Origin of the sequence: Sabulibacter ruber (assembly GCF_017355955.1) — a bacterium.
Classification (GTDB): domain Bacteria; phylum Bacteroidota; class Bacteroidia; order Cytophagales; family Hymenobacteraceae; genus Nibribacter; species Nibribacter ruber_A.
On record NZ_JAFFID010000001.1, the window covers coordinates 1,389,289 to 1,409,438 of the forward strand.

The 20,150-nt window shown below is 51.0% G+C and carries 18 protein-coding genes; 10 read left to right on the plus strand and 8 right to left on the minus strand.

All coding sequences use genetic code 11. From position 1 onward, the window contains the following. Positions 1–2: 2 nt before the first annotated feature. Positions 3–1,979: an ATP-binding protein gene (locus JT719_RS05730; protein WP_207431531.1), complete on the minus strand. Its 1,977-nt coding sequence runs from the start codon at positions 1,977–1,979 to the stop codon at positions 3–5. A 316-nt stretch (positions 1,980–2,295) separates the two neighbouring features. Here JT719_RS05730 and JT719_RS05735 point away from each other — a divergent pair, with 316 nt between their 5' ends. Then, positions 2,296–3,768: a M28 family peptidase gene (locus tag JT719_RS05735; protein ID WP_207431532.1), complete on the plus strand. Its 1,473-nt coding sequence runs from the start codon at positions 2,296–2,298 to the stop codon at positions 3,766–3,768. A 556-nt stretch (positions 3,769–4,324) separates the two neighbouring features. Then, complete coding sequence (locus JT719_RS05740) at positions 4,325–5,179, plus strand: universal stress protein (RefSeq protein ID WP_207431533.1); 855 nt, start codon at positions 4,325–4,327, stop codon at positions 5,177–5,179. Positions 5,180–5,466: 287 nt separating this feature from the next. On the opposite strand, the gene hemA is transcribed toward JT719_RS05740, so the two are convergent. The 5 genes from hemA to JT719_RS05765 form a co-directional block, all read right to left on the minus strand. Beyond that, entirely contained in the window at positions 5,467–6,735 is a 1,269-nt protein-coding gene (gene hemA, locus JT719_RS05745; protein WP_207431534.1) for a glutamyl-tRNA reductase, read from the minus strand. Positions 6,736–7,364: 629 nt separating this feature from the next. Then, positions 7,365–8,426, minus strand: coding sequence for a response regulator (locus JT719_RS05750; protein ID WP_207431535.1), 1,062 nt, complete (start codon positions 8,424–8,426; stop codon positions 7,365–7,367). A 2-nt stretch (positions 8,427–8,428) separates the two neighbouring features. After that, positions 8,429–9,652 carry a hybrid sensor histidine kinase/response regulator gene (locus tag JT719_RS05755; protein WP_207431536.1) on the minus strand — a complete coding sequence of 408 codons (1,224 nt, stop codon included), beginning with the start codon at positions 9,650–9,652 and terminating at the stop codon, positions 8,429–8,431. Between the two features lie 267 nt (positions 9,653–9,919). Beyond that, complete coding sequence (locus tag JT719_RS05760; protein ID WP_207431537.1) at positions 9,920–10,369, minus strand: response regulator; 450 nt, start codon at positions 10,367–10,369, stop codon at positions 9,920–9,922. Between the two features lie 13 nt (positions 10,370–10,382). Continuing rightward, positions 10,383–11,930, minus strand: a complete 1,548-nt coding sequence (locus tag JT719_RS05765) for a sensor histidine kinase (protein WP_242693081.1) — start codon at positions 11,928–11,930, stop codon at positions 10,383–10,385. A gap of 246 nt (positions 11,931–12,176) precedes the next feature. On the opposite strand from JT719_RS05765, the gene JT719_RS05770 reads away from it, so the two are divergent. Both JT719_RS05770 and JT719_RS05775 read left to right on the plus strand, forming a co-directional pair. Then, positions 12,177–13,052, plus strand: coding sequence for a universal stress protein (locus JT719_RS05770; RefSeq protein WP_207431538.1), 876 nt, complete (start codon positions 12,177–12,179; stop codon positions 13,050–13,052). A gap of 286 nt (positions 13,053–13,338) precedes the next feature. Then, entirely contained in the window at positions 13,339–14,157 is an 819-nt protein-coding gene (locus JT719_RS05775) for an EamA family transporter (RefSeq protein WP_207431539.1), read from the plus strand. Between the two features lie 44 nt (positions 14,158–14,201). Here the strand turns inward: JT719_RS05775 and JT719_RS05780 are convergent, their stop codons facing one another. Beyond that, positions 14,202–14,894 (minus strand): DUF421 domain-containing protein, encoded by a 693-nt coding sequence (locus JT719_RS05780; RefSeq protein ID WP_207431540.1) that lies wholly within the window; start codon positions 14,892–14,894, stop codon positions 14,202–14,204. A 9-nt stretch (positions 14,895–14,903) separates the two neighbouring features. Then, on the minus strand, positions 14,904–15,593 hold the full coding sequence (locus JT719_RS05785) for a DUF421 domain-containing protein (protein WP_207431541.1): 690 nt from the start codon (positions 15,591–15,593) through the stop codon (positions 14,904–14,906). On the opposite strand from JT719_RS05785, the gene JT719_RS05790 reads away from it, so the two are divergent. The 6 genes from JT719_RS05790 (at position 15,558) to JT719_RS05815 (ending at position 20,122) form a co-directional block, all read left to right on the plus strand. Next, positions 15,558–15,929, plus strand: a complete 372-nt coding sequence (locus tag JT719_RS05790; RefSeq protein ID WP_207431542.1) for a hypothetical protein — start codon at positions 15,558–15,560, stop codon at positions 15,927–15,929. The genes JT719_RS05785 and JT719_RS05790 overlap by 36 nt on opposite strands. A 61-nt stretch (positions 15,930–15,990) precedes the next feature. Continuing rightward, entirely contained in the window at positions 15,991–16,833 is an 843-nt protein-coding gene (locus JT719_RS05795) for a universal stress protein (RefSeq protein WP_207431543.1), read from the plus strand. Positions 16,834–17,111: 278 nt separating this feature from the next. Further along, the gene (locus JT719_RS05800) at positions 17,112–17,699 is read left to right on the plus strand and encodes an RNA polymerase sigma factor (RefSeq protein ID WP_207431544.1); all 588 of its coding nucleotides are present in this window, start codon (positions 17,112–17,114) and stop codon (positions 17,697–17,699) included. Then, positions 17,686–18,333 carry a carboxypeptidase-like regulatory domain-containing protein gene (locus JT719_RS05805; protein WP_207431545.1) on the plus strand — a complete coding sequence of 216 codons (648 nt, stop codon included), beginning with the start codon at positions 17,686–17,688 and terminating at the stop codon, positions 18,331–18,333. Before JT719_RS05800 ends, JT719_RS05805 begins: the two co-directional genes overlap by 14 nt. A gap of 14 nt (positions 18,334–18,347) precedes the next feature. Beyond that, on the plus strand, positions 18,348–18,980 hold the full coding sequence (locus JT719_RS05810; protein WP_207431546.1) for an HD domain-containing protein: 633 nt from the start codon (positions 18,348–18,350) through the stop codon (positions 18,978–18,980). Between the two features lie 152 nt (positions 18,981–19,132). After that, positions 19,133–20,122, plus strand: a complete 990-nt coding sequence (locus tag JT719_RS05815) for a Gfo/Idh/MocA family protein (protein ID WP_207431547.1) — start codon at positions 19,133–19,135, stop codon at positions 20,120–20,122. Positions 20,123–20,150 lie beyond the last annotated feature (28 nt).

A 20,150-nucleotide genomic window follows, 5' to 3' on the forward strand; every position in this document is an offset into this window, starting at 1 on the left:
ACTTAGGCCTGCACTGCATTTTCCAGCTCCTGGACCTGTTCATTCTTCACCACGCAAGGCAGGAAAATAATAAAGGTGCTGCCCTGGTTTTCTACGCTCTGCACCGTGATCTCTCCGCCCAGGCTTTCCACCAACTCTTTGCATAGCATGAGCCCCAGCCCCGTGCCTTCTTCTTTGAATGTTCCGGGCGTAGTGAAACGCTTTTCAGAAAACAGTTTGGCCAGGTTTCTCTCAGAGATTCCTTTACCGGTATCCTGCACCTTTACCACCACCCCGGCCTCAGCTTTGCGCGCGCTCAGGGTAATTTCCCCGGATTCAAAACAAAACTTGATGGCGTTGCTCAGCAGGTTCCTCAGCACGAAGGCCAGGCGTTCTTTGTCGGTGAACAGCATGAGATCTGGACTGACCTGATTGTGCAGCTTCACTTGTTTGGCCTGTGCTTGCTCATATACCACCTCCAGGCTTTGCCCCGCAAATTCATGAAGGTTCAAGGGCTGCATTTCCAGCGCAGAGCCTTTCATCTGGGCTTTGGACCAGGCCAGCAGGTTGTTCATCATGTTCACCATCACCTCCATGTTACGGCCCAGGGTTTCAAAAATGCGCTTTACTTCGCCCTCGGTCAAAGTCCGGTTCTGGACCAACTGCAGAATGCCCTGGATGGAGCTGAAAGGGGCCCGAAGGTCATGGGAAACGATGGAGAAGATTTTGTTCTTAAAGCTGTTGTGGCGGTCTAACTGGGCATTTTTTTGTTGCAGGCTTTTTGACTGACGGCAGATTTCTTCCTTTTGTGCCGTGATCTGCTCGTTTTTAAACGTCAGCAAAGACGTGGCTTCCCTCAACTGCCGGGAGATGTTTCTGAAATGCTGTCTGCTCAGGTATAATCCCCCCACCACCAGCAGCATCAGGCCCAGAACGGCCCAGCCGAGCATCAGGGTGATTTCCTGCTGCCTTATTTCGGCTTCCTGCAGGCGTTTCTGGGCTTTCAGTTCCAGGTTCTCCAGATCCTTCTGCTTGGTTTCATACCGGGCAATGATTTCCGCTGCCACCCGGTTTTGGCGCTCATTATCCAGAACGGAATCTTGTCGGGCAAATGCTTGCTGGTAATGGTACGCCTGCTGGTACTCACCTTTAGAAGCGTAGATTTCTGCCAGAAGCCGGGCCGAAGCCACAATCTTTTTCCCCGACTCCGTTTCTTCGGCTACTTCATAACTTTTGAGGGCATACTTCAGGGCAGTATCCAGTTGCCTGAGACCAACATAAGAGGTCGCGATGCCCCGCAAAGTCACGGTCATGTTCATGAGGTTGTTGATCTCCTCGTCTAACTGCAGCGCCTTAAACAGGAAGGGCAGGCCTTGGGCTGGTTTGCCCATGGCATTGTAGAGGTTGCCGATGTTCAGCAGGTTCACCGCATAGCTTTTCTTATCGCCTAGCTTCTGCTGAATGTTGGCGGCCTTCTGGTAATAGGCAAGTGCTTTAGAGAACTCGCCCCGGCTTTCATAGATGTCGCCCTGATTGTTGTACACCCTGGCTAGGCCAGACTGGTTGTTGGTTTTTAAAGCCAGTTCAAAGGACTTGTTGTAATACTGAAGGGCGCGTTTTTCATCATTGGTTTTGAAGCAGAGAATACCCAGGCTGTTGTAGGTGGAGACTAACAGGGCCGTATCTTTCAACTCCTGCCCAATCCTAAGGGAAGTAAAATAATTAGGGAATGCTTTGTCAAACTCGCCCAGCACCAGGTGCCCGTTGCCAATCAGGCCAATGGCTTTGGCTTCTCCCTTGGCGTAGTGCAGCCGTTTAGCTAAGGCTAAAGCCGACTTGGCATGCTCCATGCTTTTTTTCACATCAGAGAGGCGGTATTCTCGGCTGAGTTCACAGAGCAGGCCCACTTTGGCCGTATCCTCTGGGGCAGTTGTGATTTGATGCTTCAGTTGCTCAACCCTGTTCTCCTGTGCCCAAGCCAAGCCTGGTAACAAAAACATTAGCGCGTAAAGTATTCTCATATAATTAAATCAAGAACCCTGCAATCCTCCCCAGAAAAGATAGATAGTGCCAGAACTTACCTTCAGACAACATCCAAAGATAATTTATTCATTAATAAGCACATTCACTCTAAATAATTTTATTTCAAAAAGCCCAAAAAAACCGTTTTAACTCAATTACAAATTAGATTATACCAACAATAAGATTGAACTTAGCTAAGCATTGCTAGTTCAGGGTGTTTGGTTCCAGACAGTATAGGGTTGGCCCCTAAAATTACATCTAGTATCTTCCCTGCACATATCTAATCCGTCACGTATGCTTCAGAAAAAGTATTGGGCAGCTAGTGCCTTTGCCTTCTTGTTTTCCTTCCAGACGATGGCCCAGGGCGATCCGGCCTGGCCAGGAGTTTTCCAAAAGATCAACACCGAGGTTCAAACCAATTCCAAGGCCTACAGCTCCCTGAAAACCGCCTCTGAAACCATTGGGCACCGCATGACGGGTTCTGAGAACGGCAAGAAAGCCGAGGAATTTGCCTACAACCTTTTCAAAGCCTACGGATTCACAGATGTGAAATACCAACCGTTTGAGGTGGAAAGCTGGAGCCGGGGAGATCTTAAACTGCAGGTGGGCCCGGATGCGAGTCACCTCCGGCAAGTAAAATCTGTTTCCCTGGCGCACTCACCGGTAAAAGTCAACCTGACCGGGCAAGTGGTGGACATGGGGAACGGCCTGGAAGCAGATTATTCCGCCAAGCCCAATGCCGTAAAGGGCAAGATTGCCTTGGTGTACTTAGGCGTGCTACCCGGCTCCCCGGAGGGTACCCGCAGCCTGCACCGCTCAGAGAAAACCGCCCTGGCCATTAAGAATGGCGCGAAAGGAATCATCATCATCAACACCGTGGCCGGTGGCACCCTGCTTACCGGTACCGCCTCAGTGACCGGAAAACTAATTACTATTCCGGCAGTTTGCATTGGTTTGGAAGACGGCATGAAGCTGAAGGAACAACTGAAGAAAGAACCTGTGACCGCAAAGGTTGATATGAGCAATTTCTCGGGTAAAATCAAAGCCCGCAACGTGATTGCTACGCTCAAAGGCACTTCCCTGGCGAACGAGAAAATTGTGGTGGGCGGGCACTTAGACAGCTGGGACTTAGCCACCGGCGCCATAGACAACGGCATCGGGTCTTTCTCGGTGATCGATATGGCGCGTACTTTTCAGGCGCTGAAACTGAAGCCAAAACGCACCATTGAGTTTGTCATGTTCATGGGCGAGGAAGAAGGCTTGCTGGGTTCTGAGGCCTATGTGGCAGAAGCCATCAAAAACAAAACCATACACCAACTGGCGTTCATGCTGAACTATGACATGACCAATGACCCGAAAGGTTACAGCGCCAGCCAGGAATCTTGCCGAGGTTTGTTCCAGTCCATCGGGGCCATGGCTGCCCAAATAGACACTACCTTCAAGAACAGTTTCAGCGCGCGGGCCGGTCTGCATTCAGACCACCAACCGTTTATGCTGCACGGCGTTCCCACGGGTGGTTCCTCAGGCGGAAAACTGCCTAAAGGAGCCGGAGACTGCTACCACGCCGATTGCGATTCTTTTGAACTGGTAGACGAGCAAGGCATGAAAAATACCGTGCGGTTCAGCAGCATGCTCTTGTACGGCCTCGCCGATGCTCCTACCCTACCGGCCAAGCACCTCACCGATGAAGAAACCAAAGCGTTTCTGTTACAAAGCAACTTAAAGGAACCCTTGAAAATTGCCGGTGAGTGGCGCTGGAAAGATTGATTCTGCCTTTGCTTCCCTTACAGATTTGAGATAATCGCCGCATCGGTTTTAGGGCTATTTTTAGAAAACCAGCCCTAAAACCGATGCGGCGTTTTACATAATTCCTTTCACCTCAAAGAGTAGTTCAAAGATCAGCTGATTCCTGCTGTTAATTCGTTAGCGCACCAAGGTTCCCGGGAAACAGGCATTTGCACCTTTTGAGTTTTTGGTTCTCTGAGCTCCCTCCTCCAGCAATAAGAATTGGTTTCCCTCCAGGTGTTCTTCGCCAGACGCTCATTCCCTTCTGTTTACCACTCACATGCTATTAAAACTCAGGTTTTAACCCGTGAGTCAGGAAATCCCTGTTTTAGAGCTGTTTTGCTGAAATCAATATTAAAACAGTTTTAGCACGAGTTCTTCATAGTATTTATACTTAATTCAGAAAAAGTATAAACACCCTATTTTACAACAACTACTTAATTCATGGATGAATCCTACAAAAATCATGATTAAAGTCATTTTGCAGGAACTATTTAGTTGGTAACTTTCGTCTGCCAATTAAATATTACTATTCTATATGCAAACTATACTATGCCCTACTAATTTTTCTAAAAGCTCTGAGAACGCCATCCGGTACGCAGATGAGATTGCGCAACGGATCAATTCGCAGATAATTTTATTTCATAACATCACCAAACCAGTTGAAGCGGCAGTGGTCGTAACCGGGAACGAAGCAATTGATACCCTGGAGGATGAAGGTAAGCTGGAGAAGAAACAACTTGCTAAGCTGAAACACATAAAGGCCTCTCTGGAATCAACTGAATGGGGCATACCGGTAGCGTATAAGACCAGGATCGGATTTGGTGAAACAAACCAATCTATCTCCACCCTGGCTGAGAAAGAAAGAGCCGACCTGGTGGTAATGGGCACTACGGCTACCCAAGGCTTGAAAGAAATTGTAACCAAATCATTGAGCGGACGGGTGGTGCAACAGGTATCCTGCCCCGTTTTGATGGTTCCTAACAACGCTCCTTTCAGACCTATCCGCAGAATGGTGCTGGCCACTGATCTGAGAGGCTTCTGCTTGTCTGACATGACCCTGATTCTTAAGTTAGCCAGCTACTTTGGAGCGCAACTGCAGTTACTGCACGTGCTTCCCAAAGAAGATGAAACGGCCCGTCAGTTTGCCATGGAAGAAATGCAAAGGCTTAGCAAACGGATTCCTTACCAGCGCATTACCCACCATGTAGCGGTGAACGCCTGCATTACCGAGGGAATCAACCAGTTCTGCCAAAGCCACAACACTGATATGCTGGTAATGGGGGCCCACTCTGCTGATGCTTGGGAGCGCTTATTCCAGCCAGAACTGGAGCATACCTACCGGACCAACCTGCCGCTCCTGCTTGTACACCCAAAAAGGATTCAGTTCTAAGAAATCTTACCCCTGAGCCTATTCTCTGCCACCCAGATGCTTAGCCGAGAAAAGGGACCCTAACACGAAAGCATTTAACCTATTGAGATATAAAGAGAGCCGGGCAAAATGTCCGGCTCTCTTTTTATCTCACAAAACACTGACAAACTACTGAATTGGTTTATTCAATCTTGAATGGAATAGGAAGTATTAAATTTTATTTAAACTATATTTTGATTAATATATATTAAAACACAATAAAGCAGCAGCAATTAGCACTTTATAGATAATAATTGAACATTCCCTGGTTAAACCGCAACAGGTTTGTCTTCCAGGTGAAACAAAGCACTTAACCCTTGCAGCAAGGCCTCTGATTCTCCGCGCTGGCAAGCGGCTTTCAACTCCAGGGCCGGCATTTTCACAATCTTGTTCAAGATGTTCTTGGTGATGGTTTCCACCAGTTCTTTCTCCTGTTCGCCCAGTTGTTTCACGTAACGGGCCACCTCCCGCTGCCGGATTTCCTCTAACCGGTTTTTGAACTGCTGTAAAGCCGGCGACATGCTCATCTCGCGGGTCCAGGTCTGGAACTCCGTTATGGCTTCAGAGATGATTTCCTGCACCGCCGGAATGGCCGCTAACCGGTTCTCCAGAGCCTCAGTAGCGCGGTTCCGGATGTTGTCTACGTTGTACACTTCCGTTCCTGTTAATTCTGTAAGGGCGCTGTCAATGCTGCGAGGCATAGACAAATCCACGAAGAACGAAGGCCGGTTCTCCCTCATCTGGGCAATCACTTCTTTGCTGATGAAGAAGCAATCGCCGGGAACCGAGGAAATTACTACATCGGCGGTAGCCATGGCTTCCCACACGTTTTCCCAGTAAATTGCCTGGGCATTGCATTTCTGGGCCAATTCCGCGGCTTTATGATGGGTGCGATTGGCGATGGTGATGTTGCGCACTTCAGACTTCTGGAAGTTATCACAAACATTGGCTCCAATCTCGCCTACGCCCAGCATCAGCACCTTTGGGTTCTCCAGGCCTTTGGTCAGTTCTTCCACCAACTCTACCGTGGCGTAGGAAACCGAAGCGGCGCCGTCTTTGAAGGCCGTCTCGTTCACCACGCGTTTATTGGTGAAGAAGATGGTGTGCAGCAGACGATGCAGGAACGGGCCGGCCATGTTGGCATCAGCGGCCCACTGGTAGGCATTCTTTACCTGGTTCATGATCTGCATGTCGCCCACCACCTGAGACTCCAGCCCAATGGCCACGTTGAACAAATGCTGCACCGTTTCCTGCGGGCGGGTAAGATGTTTGAAATAAGGCGCAATCTCACTCGTGGCAATAAAGCCTTTCTCCAGGGCAATCAGCTTGATGATCTCTTTGGAATAGTCCTGCTCCGCAGCATAATACACCTCAGTCCGGTTACAGGTAGACAGCACCAGCACATCCTGGCTCTGGGTGAACTCCTTGATCTTATCCAACAGGTTCCGGCACCCGATTTCATTTAAGGCAACTGCCTCCCGCACCGCTATGGGGGCGTGTCTATAAGAAAGAGTAAGGGCTTTGAAGGGTATCTGCATGGTCTAGTCTGAATTCCAATGCAAATTTCAGCAGAACCTGCTCCAGGAAATATGATGTTTGTCAGTTTCGGGAATGGAATTGGTCAGTCTCAACCGGGATTCAGCTGATGGATTCCTGGAGCAGGATTTTCTGGATTGTTGGGATGCTTAGGATTATTTAGAATTATAGTGTAGTAGGTTTATTGTTGATACCCTACTATGGCCCCCACTATGGCGCGGAAGTTACTTCCGTGACTATCTTTTATGCTTTCCGCTGGCGCGAGCGTCCCGCTCGTGTCAGTACGCATTCCGAAGGACAATGCAATCCTGCTAGCATGTCATCCTGAAAGGATCTGTTGAACGATATCGGCAGAATCGTTTCCTTCACGCCTTTCTAGTTCGCCCACAAGATCTTTCCAAGAAGACAGAAAAGAGTTAAAGGCTTAACTAATAGAGCAACTTAATTCCTGATAAGCATAGCAGAACTATCGCAAAATGCGTGCGGACACGAGCGGGACGCTCGCGCCAGCGAAATGAGTTGAGCGAAATGGTCTGATAACAGTACACCTGAATTCTAAGCCTGTTTTCCGTAAATCTGCCTCAAAACCCATTCTCTCATTCTCTCATTCACTCATTCTCTCATTATCTACCTAGTTCCGCATTTTAGCGAGTTTCTGGGAGTTGAGGATGAAGATTTTGCTGCCGCGGGTGTCTATGAGTTTCTCGTCTTTGAAGTCGGCGAGGGTACGGATGACGGTTTCTTTGGAAGCGCCCACAATGCTGGCCAGGTCCTCGCGGGAAATGGACATCTCAGTGATGCTGTTTCCTTCCTGTTGGTACTGCTTTTCAACCAGTAATAAAGCCTCAGCTACGCGTTTGCGCACAGAGTTGTATGCCAGTTTCAGGAGCCGGTCTTCTCTATCCGCCAGATTATCGGAGAGGATTTTGATGAACTTGTTGGCCACATCGCGGTTCTGGTGCAGGAGCGAGAAAAAGTCTTCCTTTGGTATGAGGTACACTTCTGAATCTTCCAGCGCCATGGCCGATTCACGGTAAGGCTTTTCCTCCAGCAGATCCAGGTAGCCAATGAAATCGCCGTCTTTGTACAGGTTGGTAATGTACTCGCGGCCGTCTTCGTTGGCTTTGTAGGTTTTCACCTTGCCTTTGCTGATAAAAAACAACGCGTTGGGGTAATTACCTTCCAGAAACAGGTTGTGCTTCTTCTTGAAAACCGTGACCCGGCGTTCGTCTGAGATCATTTTGTTCAGCTCCTCGTAGCCTTTGGCTTCCTGAATGAACTCGTCCAGACCCTGCACGTTTTTCTGGAACTCGGCTTTCAGGATCTCGTTCTTTTTGAGGCGCATTTCCACGGCATCCAGCAACTCAAGGTCGTCGAAGGGCTTGGTGAGATAGTCATCGGCGCCCAGTTTCATGCCTTTCCGGAAGTCCTCTTTCTCTGATTTGGCCGTCAAAAACACGAACGGAATGCTGGAGGTCTCAGGGTTCTTGCTTAGCATGTGCAGTACGCCGTAGCCGTCCAACTGGGGCATCATGATGTCACAGATGATAAGATCGGGTTGCTCTTTGCGGGCCAGATCCACGCCTACTTTCCCGTTTTCGGCTTCTACTACCTGGTAGTTGGCGAGTGAAAGGATCTCGGCGGTGTTCTCCCTGATTTCCTGGTTGTCTTCTATCAGAAGTATTTTTTTCATAGCTACACAGTTTGCGGAAAAGTAATGGTAAACGTGGTGCCCTGGTTCAGTTCGCTCTTGAAATCAAGCGTACCGTCCATGACTTCTACGTACCGCTTCACAATATTAAGGCCAAGGCCGGTTCCTTGGATGTTGGTGGCGTTCTGCGCCCGGAAAAACGGCGTGAACAAATGCGTCTGGTCCTGCGCCGGTATGCCTATGCCCTCATCCTGCACCGTAATGATACTGGTTTCTGGTGTAACGTGAGTAGACAGGTGAATGGTTTTGCCCTCGGCGGAGTACTTGCTGGCGTTGGACAGCAGGTTGATCAGGATGTTTTTGAGCAGTTGTTTGTCCAGTTCCACCATTTCTGAGCCCTCATGCCGGTACACAATCTTCTGCCCGTCTTTCACCAAAGCCTGCATTTCATCCACTACCTCATTGGCAAAGGAAACCAGGTTGAACGTGCTGGGGATGTTGTACACCTTGCCCTCCTCAATGCGGCTAATGGAAAGGAAATCATTCAGAATGACGGTGAGGTTCTGCACCGCCGATTTAATTCGGTCAACGTGCTTCAACCGCTTCTGGTCCTCCTCGGTGGTTTTGTAGCGGGCGATGATGGAGGCCGAAGACAGCACCGTGCTCAGCGGAGTTCTAAACTCATGCGAGGCCGTGGTCACGAACCGTGATTTAAGTTCGTTCAGCTCCTTTTCCTTCTGCAGGGCTTTCTCAATTTCTTGCTGCGCCTCATACAAAATGCGGTTGGTGTTCTCCAGTTTCTGGATAGCCTCGGCCAATTCCTGGGTTCTCTCCTCCACGCGCTGCTCCAGTTGGGCGTTGAGCGACTGGATTTCGGCCAGGCTTTTGGCGTGCTCAATGCTGTACCGGATGGAGCGCTCCAAGTCATACGGGTTAAAAGTGCCTTTCACCAGGTAGTCCAGGGCACCGGCGCGCATGGCTTTCTCGTCGGTCTCACGGTCGGTTTGGCCGGTGAGCAGGATGAAGGGCGCGGTGGCACCCTCGGCCACGGCCTGCGTGATGAGCTCCAACCCGTCATGGGCTCCCAGAAAAAAATCCACCAGGTACACATCGTGCTTTTTCTCCCGGATGAGCGACAAGGCCTCGTCAAAAGAGGAAGTCCAATCCAGGTGATAGTTGCGGCCTGTAATGTCCATGATGATGTCGCGGGTAATCACGAAATCATCTTCATCATCGTCTATCAGCAGGATTCTGATACTGTCTGCCATGGGGTTCTACTATTGTTTTGGAGCTGTTTTCAAGAAAACAGGTGTTAAATGGAGGCATGATTTTTAATGGGGGTTTGCCATTCTTTGAGTGACTCTTCTAAGAACATAAATTTTCATGTCCTATGGCGCGGAAGTTACTTCCGTGCCTTTCAACACTCGTTAGGCACAGAAGTAACTTCCGCGCCATAGATAGTAAGCCATAGAAAGCTAAATCCGCAATCAATCAATCAATCAATCAATCAATCAATCAATCAATCAATCAATCAATCAGGCCTTGGGTAGTTCTACAATCTCAAACCAGTACTTAGTGAGGGTTTTCATGACGTCTACCAGGGCCGCGAACGTTACCGGTTTGGCAATGAAGGAACTCACGCCCAGGTCATAGGTGCGCAGAATGTCTTCCTCGGCTTTGGAGGTAGTCAGCACCACAACCGGAATCACGCGCAGGTGCTCGTCTGACTTGATTTCCTTCAGGGCTTCCCGGCCGTCTTTCTTGGGCATGTTTAGGTCCAGCAAGATGAGGCCGGGCGTGGGGTATTTGGCTTTGTCTGTGTACTTGCCGCGGTTGTGCAGGTAATCCAGCAGCTCCTCGCCGTTTTCCACAAATTCAATCTGGTTGGTCAAGCGGTTCTCCTCCAGCGCGTCTTTTACCAGCATGCGGTCTTCGGCGTCGTCATCGGCAATGAGAATGATGATGGTTCTTTTGTTTGAGGTCATAGTTCTGTAAGGTCTATTCCTGGAGGTGTTTAGTGGCCAGGGTGATGATGAAACGGGTGCCTACCCCGGGTTGGCTGCGGGCGGTGATGTCGCCGCCGTGCCTGATGGCTATTTTACGGCAAATGGCCAGGCCAATGCCGGAGCCTTCGTACTTCTGCCCCTCCAGGCGCTGAAAGATATTGAAAATGCGGTCAAGGTACTTCTCGTCAAACCCGATGCCGTTGTCTTCCACCTCAATCTCCACGTGCACATCGCCGGGCGTGGACGTGAGGTGGGCCTTGCGCTGCACGTGCCGGGCCGATATGCGCACCACCGGCGTCACGTCTTCTTTCCGGAACTTGATGGCATTGCTGATCAGGTTTTGGAACAATTGGCGCATCTGGGTAGGCTCGGCCTCAATGGTGGGCAGCGGCGAACGATCAATCACGGTACCGGTTTTCTCAATGGTGATCTCCAGGTCAGACAAAACCCCGTTAAGCACCTCGTTCAGATCCACTTTCTCAAACGGTTTGGATTTGGTGGTCACGCGGGAGAAGGTAAGCAGGTCATTGATGAGGTTCTGCATGCGCACAGCGGCGTTGAGCATGCGGTCAATGTAGTCCTTGCCCTGGTCGCTCAGGTTGTTTTGCTCCTTGGTCTTCAGCCTATCGCCAAAGGCCTGAATTTTGCGCAAAGGTTCCTGCAGGTCATGCGAAGACACGTAGGCGAAGTCCTGCAACTCACGGTTGCTGCGCTCCAGCTCGGCGGCGTACCGGCGCAGGCGTTCTTCGCTTACTTTCTGGTGCGTAATGTCATGGATAAAGCCGGTATACACTTTCCGGTCGGTGAGTTGCACCTCAGAGATGCTCAGGTATAGCGGAAACACCGAGCCATCCTTCTTCCGCCCCGAGACTTCCCGCCCAATGCCAATGATTTTGCGGTGGCCGGTGCGGTGGTAGTTCTCCATGTACTGGTCGTGGCGGCTATGATCGGGTTCGGGCATGAGCAGGCCTATGTTCTGGCCGATCAGTTCCTCCTCACTGTACCCGAAAAGCCGGGCCGCCGAGGGGTTCACCATTTCAATGATGCCGCGGGTGTCAATGGTAATGATGCCGTCTACCGCCGCCTGAATGATGGAGTTGATTTTGTTTTCGCTTTCGCGCTGGGCCTGCTCGGCTTTCTTCTGCTGCGAGATGTCATGCACAATGCCCGTGTAAATGACCTTATCCTGCAATTTCACCTCAGAAATACTCAACAGAAACGGAAACACGGATCCGTCTTTGCGCAGCCCCACCACCTCACGACCTTTGCCAATAATCTGTCCTACCCCGGTACGGTGGTAATTTTCCATATAGCCGTCATGCCGGCTCTGGTCGGGCTCCGGCATCAGAATCTTGATGTTCTTGCCAATGATTTCTTCGGGCCGGTAGCCAAAGATACGGGCGGCCGCCGGGTTCACGGTTTCAATGATCCCCCGTTGGTCAATGGTAATGATGCCGTCAATGGCGGTGTCTATGATGGCTTGTAAGCGGGCCTGGTCGTCCAGGTGCATCTGGTGAGGGCGCTGCAGAGATTCTTCCAAAGGTCAGATGTTTTTATAAAAGTAACCACTCGGGCTCCTTTCCACAATGATTCTTGTCATTTCTGGGCCGGAAATAAGGAGTACGCATCTGTTTTCAGGCATGTTTTGTGGAAAATAGCAGGAAAACCGCCGGCATGACCAAAGTCATTAAATGCTTTGACCGGCATCATTCCCAACCCACCCGGCACCCGATAGCTTTGCAGAAGAGTTCAGCCTACAGTTTTGAATCTTAACCTATCTGCGAGCATGAAAACCATCTTAGTCCCCACCGATTTCTCTTCCTGCGCTGCCAACGCCGTGCAATATGCTGCTGCTCTTGCTCGTCAGACCAGGAGCAGGCTGCTGTTGGTGCATACCGTTAACCTTCCGGCCTCGGTTATGCCAGAAGGGTTGCCGCTCTACTCCCTGGATTCCCAACTGATTGAAGACTGCGAAGAGGAGCTCTTTAAGGTGGCGGAACTGATAAAGAAAGAATTCAATTTTGAGACCGAGACCTTTTGCCTGTACGGCCCGCTTATTCCGCACCTGAATGAGCTGGTGAAGACCCAAGCCGTGGATTTGGTGGTGATGGGTACCCACGGAGCGGGAAATTTCCTGGACAGCCTGATGGGCACCAACGCCTCGGCCTACATCAAAGAAGCGCTTTGCCCGGTACTGGTGATTCCAGCCCATACCACGTTTTCCCCGGTGCGGCACATTGCCTACGCCTCAGACTTTGAAACGGAAGAAACCGTGTACCTGAAACAGCTCTTCCTACTGGCTTCTGGGTTCAACGCCGAGGTGAACATCATCAACATCCAATCTGAAAAGCAGCTGAACATAGTCTCAGACAGCCAGGTGTTTAAGAGCATTGTCAAACATTTCCCGCATAACCGCTACAGCGTGGCCCAATTGCGGAACAATGACATCATTGCCGGCCTCCAGGAATTTGTGCAGGAAGACCAGGCAGAGGTGCTGGCCGTTTCTATCCAGGACCGCGGATTACTGGAAGAACTGTTCCACCACAGCATCACCAGAAAATTAGCTTTGAGGGCCTTTGTTCCCCTGCTAACCTTGCCCGCTACCTCTTATCAGTTCCAGAACCAACGGACCGCCACTAAGAAACCGGCGCCAGTGGCTTAGAAACGGGCTGGTTTTAAGCAGAATTTCAAAAAGTACTTCTAAAACGATGTAAGGCAGGTTTGGTCCAGTTTTTAAAGCTTCTTCTTTCAAAGACCAGACGTTTTAGTTTTCCATCAGTTTTAGAGAAAAGAGCTAAAAACAAAGAGAATGGTAACTTGCGCTCAGCCAACTTTGGGAGTGATGCCTTAAGGTAATTTCCCGCAGCAGGTTGGCTACTTCTGCAATGAACCTATTTAAAGCATTTCCCAAGAGTAACTATGTGCTACCGGCTGTACCGGCGGTGCTTTTGTCAATAGTAAGCGTGCAGACGGGTGCCTCCGTAGCGAAGTACCTGTTCCCGGTTCTAGGGGCCAGCGGCACGGCATCTCTCCGCATTGGGTTTTCGGCTATCATTCTGCTGGCTTTCTTTAGAACCAACCTCCTTCAGCTGAACAGGAGGCAGCTTTTGTATTGCGCCGGCTATGGAACTTGCCTGGGAGCCATGAACCTGGTCTTCTATTTTGCCATCAAACGGATTCCGTTGGGCCTGGGCGTTACCATTGAATTCATGGGACCTTTAGCCCTAGCCATCATAGGTTCCAGAAAACTGCTGGACCTGATGTGGGCTGCACTGGCCGGGTTAGGTATTGCCCTGATTGCTCCCTGGAACACCAACTCCATTGATTTAGTGGGTGTCTTGTGTGCGGCCCTGGCCGGAAGTTTATGGGCAGGCTACATATTGCTGGGCGGCAAAGTCTCCAAGTTCATGAAAGGCGGAGATGCGGTTGCCGTAGGCATGGTGTTCGCTACGTTACTGGTGGTGCCCTTCGGGGTTTTCAGCGGTGGATTGAGTGCTTTGAACGGACCTCTGCTGCTGCTTGGAATAGCCGTGGCGCTCTTGACCAGCGCTATCCCTTTCACGCTGGACATGAACGCCCTGCGGCAACTTTCTTCCAAGAACTACAGCATCCTGATGAGTTTGCACCCGGCCGTGGCCGCTTTGTCTGGGTTGCTTTTCCTGCAGGAGCACCTCAGCCTTACCCAATGGCTCTCTATTGCCTGCGTCATTGCTGCCAGTGTGGGGGCTACGGTCTTTTCAAAAAAGCAGTCTGAAGAGAACTCCTGAATCCACTTGAAGTCACTTCTCGCCAGCCGCACGTTTTTGATCTTTCAGGAGAGCGCTGCTTTTTCCCACTTTCTTTCCCCACAGGATGGGCAATCAATACCGGGTTCCTGAGGCTGTTTCAATAATTGACCGCAACTACCGCAGGCATAGGTATCGGGGGCGTCTTGCTGCTCCTTTCTAAAATCCGGGTCCATGATGGGCACCAGGGACAGGCCTGCGCGCTCTTCTGGGAACTGGAAAAGGGTGAAAGAGCCGTTGGCTTCCATGTAGACGCGCTGTACTTTGCCCAGGTTATAGATTTCATCATGTCTGAGCTCGGCAAAAAGGCGCTCCCGGGTTATCCTGGCATTTTCCATTACATCCAGTTGCAGACAACCATCTTTTACCAGCACGTCCAGGTCATCCATGACCTTACGCTCAAACCGGGCGTCCTGGGTGCTTCGCCAGGCAAGGACCCTTTCAATGCCTACCACCACCACTGCAATAATGGCAATAGGGAGTATGCCCCGGGAGGGGTCCATGAGGGCCACCCCGTTTGCCGCCGCCAGAGACACCAGGGCAGCCATTTCGGTTCTGCTCAGCATTGCAGCCATCCGCTTCCCCATCAGGCGCATGGAGAGCATCAGCACAAAATAAATGAACGCTACGCGTATGACAATTTCAAAGAGAAAGCTCCACGGCACCTCACCTAATACAATGCGGAGCCAGTCTGTAATTTGAATATCTTCCGGTTTCATGGTAATTCGTTATTTGGCGGCGGGAATCCACTCTGTGCAGGAGCAGTAAGGGCATGCGGTCCCTTTCACCTGGTTTGTTTCTCCTACATTGCCGCAGCGGGTGCAGGCAGAATAGTTATTATCACTGGGCAAGGATTTCAGGAGGGCTTGGTCTCTTAAGGGAATAATGGGTAAACCTGGTTTCGGCTCCTTCGCTTTCACTACGCTAAATTCTCCGCTTGCCTCTATGTACAATCGTTTTACTTGACCCAGATGCTGTATGTTATGGGTTCTTAATGCCGCAAACACCTGATCTCTTGACAGGCGGGAATTTTCCAGTTCCTTTACCAGCATGACCCCTTCCTTTAGAATCATGCACAAATCTCCCTGGGTGACCACCTCTACTTTCCGGCTTCTGAAAGCCCACAGGTTGATGCCCCGCTGAAAGACCAGGGCACAGGTAAACGCCACTACCCCCATCAGAACTCCCCTGTCTGGCAATTGCATAGGAGCCGAGGCAATCCCCCCCAAGGTCACCATCACGGCCAATTCAGAAATGGTTAACTGCCCGTTCATTCGTTTCCCCATCAGCCGCAGCACCACCAGAAGTACAATAAAGATGACCAACGTACGCAGCAGCACCTCGGCCATAAACTCCCACGGTGTGTTCCCGATCAATAGCCGTTGCCAATCGGGGAAATAAATCTCTTCCTTTTTCATACGTTACAACAATACGAACACTCCGCAAAACAGAGTTACCCTGATTCTAAGCGTTTTAATACGGTTGTTTTTTCAGAAGTTATAGGAAAAGGTCAATTTTTTGAAGCAGATCAGCTCCGCGTTTCAGAGGTTTTTCCGCAAAATCAGGCCAAAAACCTGCTGCAAGAAGAGTCATCAACCATAAGAAAAAGTGCTTTCTGCCTAGCTGCTACTTTTGGTTCTGATGGGTTAAAATCCACTTCGGGGCGGCATAAACACCCATCTCTTGTAGGCTCAGTTTCATCTGATTTATCAAAACAAGCCAGAAAACAAACGCCCACTAAAACACCCATATAAACTTAAAAATCAGTATATTACAGAAGACATTCACTTGTTCTTACCTAAAGCATTTACTGCCATGGAAACGATCATCTGTCCTACCGATTTTTCAGCGTGCTCAGAAAACGCCATAAAATACGCAGATGCCCTGGCACAGTATATTGGTGCCCGCATTGTATTGGTCCACAACGTGTACGAGCCTGTGATAGTAGAACTGGCGCCCTTTGAAGCCCTGCCCTATGTGGAGGCCATTCAGGACCCCGAGTACCGCCATCACCAGCAAGACAAACTAGACGCCCTGATTGCACAGATGAACGGGCAGGAACACGCTGCCCCTGTGGCCTATGAGAGCAAGATCAAGTACGGTATCACCACCAACTCCATTCTGCAGGTAGCCAAAGAAGAACAGGCCGATTTGCTGGTGCTGGGCCACGAAGGCCTGCAGGAACAGTTTGGGGAATCTGCCACGGCGCGCCTCATCAGAGACGCCCATTGCCCCGTGCTGGTGGTTCCGCCCCACGCTACTTTCCGGCCGCCCAGCAAGATTGTGTTTGTCACCGACCTGAAAGGAGAATCCCTCACCGATGTCTGCCTGGTGTGCCAGGTGGCCACCCACTTCAGGGCCGAGTTGCAGGTATTGCACATTCTAGAGGAAGACACCATGAAGAACAGACAACAGGCCGAGGCCGGATTGGCCCTTCTGCTCAAACGCCTGCCCTGCCAGAAAGCCTCCACGCACCTGGAGGTGGATAGAAACCCGAGCGAGGGCATTCTTAAGTTCTGTTTCAGGCAGCAGGCAGACCTGTTGGTGGCGGGCTATCGGGCTAAAGGCTTTCGGTTGAATCCCTTCGCGCATGACAACCTCCTGGACATTGCCGCCAACACGTTTCTGCCGCTGCTGGTGGTCCATCATAAACAATAGCTTTCCGGAAACTCCTCTTCTTGTTCAGACACTATCTATCACGTTTAAGGGCTTGTTTTACATAAAACGGCCCTTAAACGTGATTTTTTATTTCTGGGAATCAGAGACATAGCGGCAAAAGCAGGTTAATCTGCCTTTTTAGCGGGAAAATGTAAGACAGGCCTTATGGAAAATGAAGCTCTGCGGCATCTTGGTTCTAAAAGCGAGAAGCTGTTTTGCATGTTTTGTCCCTGAGTTTTTATCTGTTTCTTTATTGACGCTTAACCTACCTGAGCCGCATGTTTCTAAAGCTATTCTCCCGCTCAAAGCCGCCGCAAGACCTGGAACTGATACAGCAGTATCGGGAAACGGGCGATGTAGCCCTGGTGGGGGAATTGTTTGAGCGCTACACCGAGATGGTGTACCTGGTGTGCCTGAAGTACCTCAAAGACGAGGACGAGAGTAAAGACGCTACCATGCACGTCTTTGAGTTGCTGATCACGGCGCTCCACAAACATGAGATCACCAACTTCAAAAGCTGGCTGCACGTGCTGGCCAAGAACTACTGCCTCATGCACCTGCGGTCCAAGAAGAGCCGGGGCACCGACTCGCTGGAAAACCATTCCCTGCCTTTGGTAGAGAAAGCCGCGTTTCTGGACACTTCTGAGGAAAACGACCAGGAAACGGAACTGCAGCTCTTAAGCAAAGCCCTCACTACCTTAGGACCCGAGCAACGCACCTGCGTGGAGCTTTTCTACCTGCAGAAAAAGAGTTACAAAGAAGTAGCCGAACTGACCGGATTTGAGATTGGCCAGGTAAAAAGCTACATCCAGAACGGCAAACGCAACCTCAAAAACTACATGAATAAAAACTATGAGCAGGAATAATCTTCCCGAAGACTGGGGCCCCGACGAGCATCCTTCGCTGGAGGTGCTGCGGCAGTACCAAACCGGGGAACTATCCGCTCCCCTCAGCCACCAAGTGGAACGGCACCTCCTGTCCTGTGAACTTTGCTCAGACCTGGTGGAAGGCATGACCCTGGCCCAGCCCGCCCGGGTGCGCACCGCCGTACGGGAAACCCGTGGCCGGTTAAAGAACCTCTTAGCCCAGAAAAAACGCAAGCGCCGGGTTTTCCAGTGGCCGGCCTGGCAAACGGCAGCGGTTTTGCTGGTGCTGCTTTTTGCCTTAGGCGAGGTGGTGTACCATCATTATTTTAACAAAAGCCACTTCGGGCAAAACCAGCCGGGTACCACCAGCACTCAGGCCTCTGGCGGGCAAAACACCTGGAAACTCACCGGCCGGGTACTCAACGCCTCCGGCGAAGCTCTCTCCGGCGCGGCCCTCCACCTGAAAGGCACCACTACTGAGGTCATCACCAATGCAGATGGATCATTTGAACTGGAGCTCCCCACCCAAAAAGCGATCTTAGTGGTATCTCATGTAGGCTATAAGATGGAAGAAGTATCCGTTCAAAGAAGCAGTGAGATCCTGAAAATAGCCTTAACCCAGGAAACTAAGTAGAAAAACCCGCTTGTATGGAGCAATACCTTTGGCAAACCTGGCAGCGCACTGCCGCTGGTTATTCAGTTAATCAGAACCTGCTTAGCAGATTGTGGGAAGAGCTGGAAGCAGCCTACTCGTCCAGGTCCAGGCACTACCACAACCTGAGGCATATTGAAGCCTTGTTGCGTTTAACCGATGAATTTGAGGCAAACCTGACCGCTCCTGCCCTGGTCAGGTTTGCCATTTTTTACCATGACGCGGTCTATAGCTCCTCCAGGTCAGACAACGAGGAAAAGAGTGCCCAACTGGCCAGTAAGAGGCTGCCGGAGTTAGGCGTGCCACAAGCCGAGGTGGCCTTGGTAGAAGAAATGATTCTGGCTACCAAATCACATCGCTCTAATCCAAATCCTGACACCGATTTCCTGCTGGACTTTGACTTGGCCATCTTAGGCGCCCCCTGGGACCTTTATCACCAGTACAGCCAGCAAATCAGGAAAGAGTACAGCCTCTACCCAGATTTTCTCTACCATAGCGGCCGTAAAAAGGTGCTGCGCCATTTTCTGGATCAGGAAAGCATCTTTAAAACTCCACCATTTCAGGCTAAACTAGAATCACAAGCCAGGCAGAATCTAGCAAAGGAATTACAGGGAGTAAGCGCTCCTTAAGCCCGCAGTGTCTTGAGCGTTTCCGCCTTGTTTCAGGCAAAACAGGCCTAAAACCAACAAAGCCTTAAAGAAAAACCTGTTGAACTTCTGAGATTGGGCAGAACACGCTTACTTTTAAGCAGCGGTACCCAGAATGGCACCGCACATGAGCAATGGCAGAAGAAAAAACAAAGACCATCCGGTGGGGCATCATTGGGTGCGGTGACGTGACCGAGGTCAAAAGCGGACCGGCTTTCCAGAAAGTACCCAACTCCCAGTTAGTAGCCGTGATGCGGCGCAACGGCGAAAAAGCCAGAGACTACGCCCAGCGCCACGGGGTGCCTAAGTGGTACGATGATGCCCAGGCCCTGATCCAGGACCCCGATGTAGATGCCGTGTACATTGCCACGCCGCCCGGTTCCCACGCAGAGTACACCCTAAAGGTAGCGGCCACAGGCAAACCAGTGTACGTAGAGAAACCCATGGCCTTGAATCACGCCCAGTGCCAGGAAATGGTAAAAGCCTGCCAGGAAGCTCAGGTACCCTTGTTTGTCGCCTATTACCGCCGGTGCCTGCCCTCATTCCTCAAAGTGAAAGAGCTGGTGGACAGCGGCGCCGTTGGCGAGGTGCGGTTCGTGAACATCAAGCTGTTTCATCCGGCGCAGCAGAACCTAAACCCGGCAGAATTGCCCTGGCGCGTGCTGCCCGAGATTGCCGGCGGCGGACTGTTCTTTGACCTGGCCTCGCACCAGTTAGACTACCTGGATTTTCTGCTCGGGCCCATTGTCTCCGCCTCCGGTCAGGTCGCGAACCAGGCGGGCCTCTACCCTGCCGAGGATATCGTGACGGGTCAGTTCCGGTTTGGGAATGGGATCTTGGGTACCGGCATCTGGTGCTTTACCGTGGCCCCCGCCCAGTTCAAAGACGAGATAGAGATCATTGGCAGCCGAGGACGAATCACCTTCCCCTCTTTCGCGCTGGAGCCCATTAAGTTGGAAACCGAGAAAGGCACCGAGGAATTCTTCCTGCCCCCACCGGCACACGTGCAGCAGCCCTTTATCCAAACCATGGCAGAGGAACTCACGGGTCAGGGAACCTGCCCCAGCCACGGGGAGTCCGGCGCCCGTACCGCCTGGGTGATGGATCAGATCGTGGGTAGATAATCACCGCTTGTTACAGACTTTCCTACCG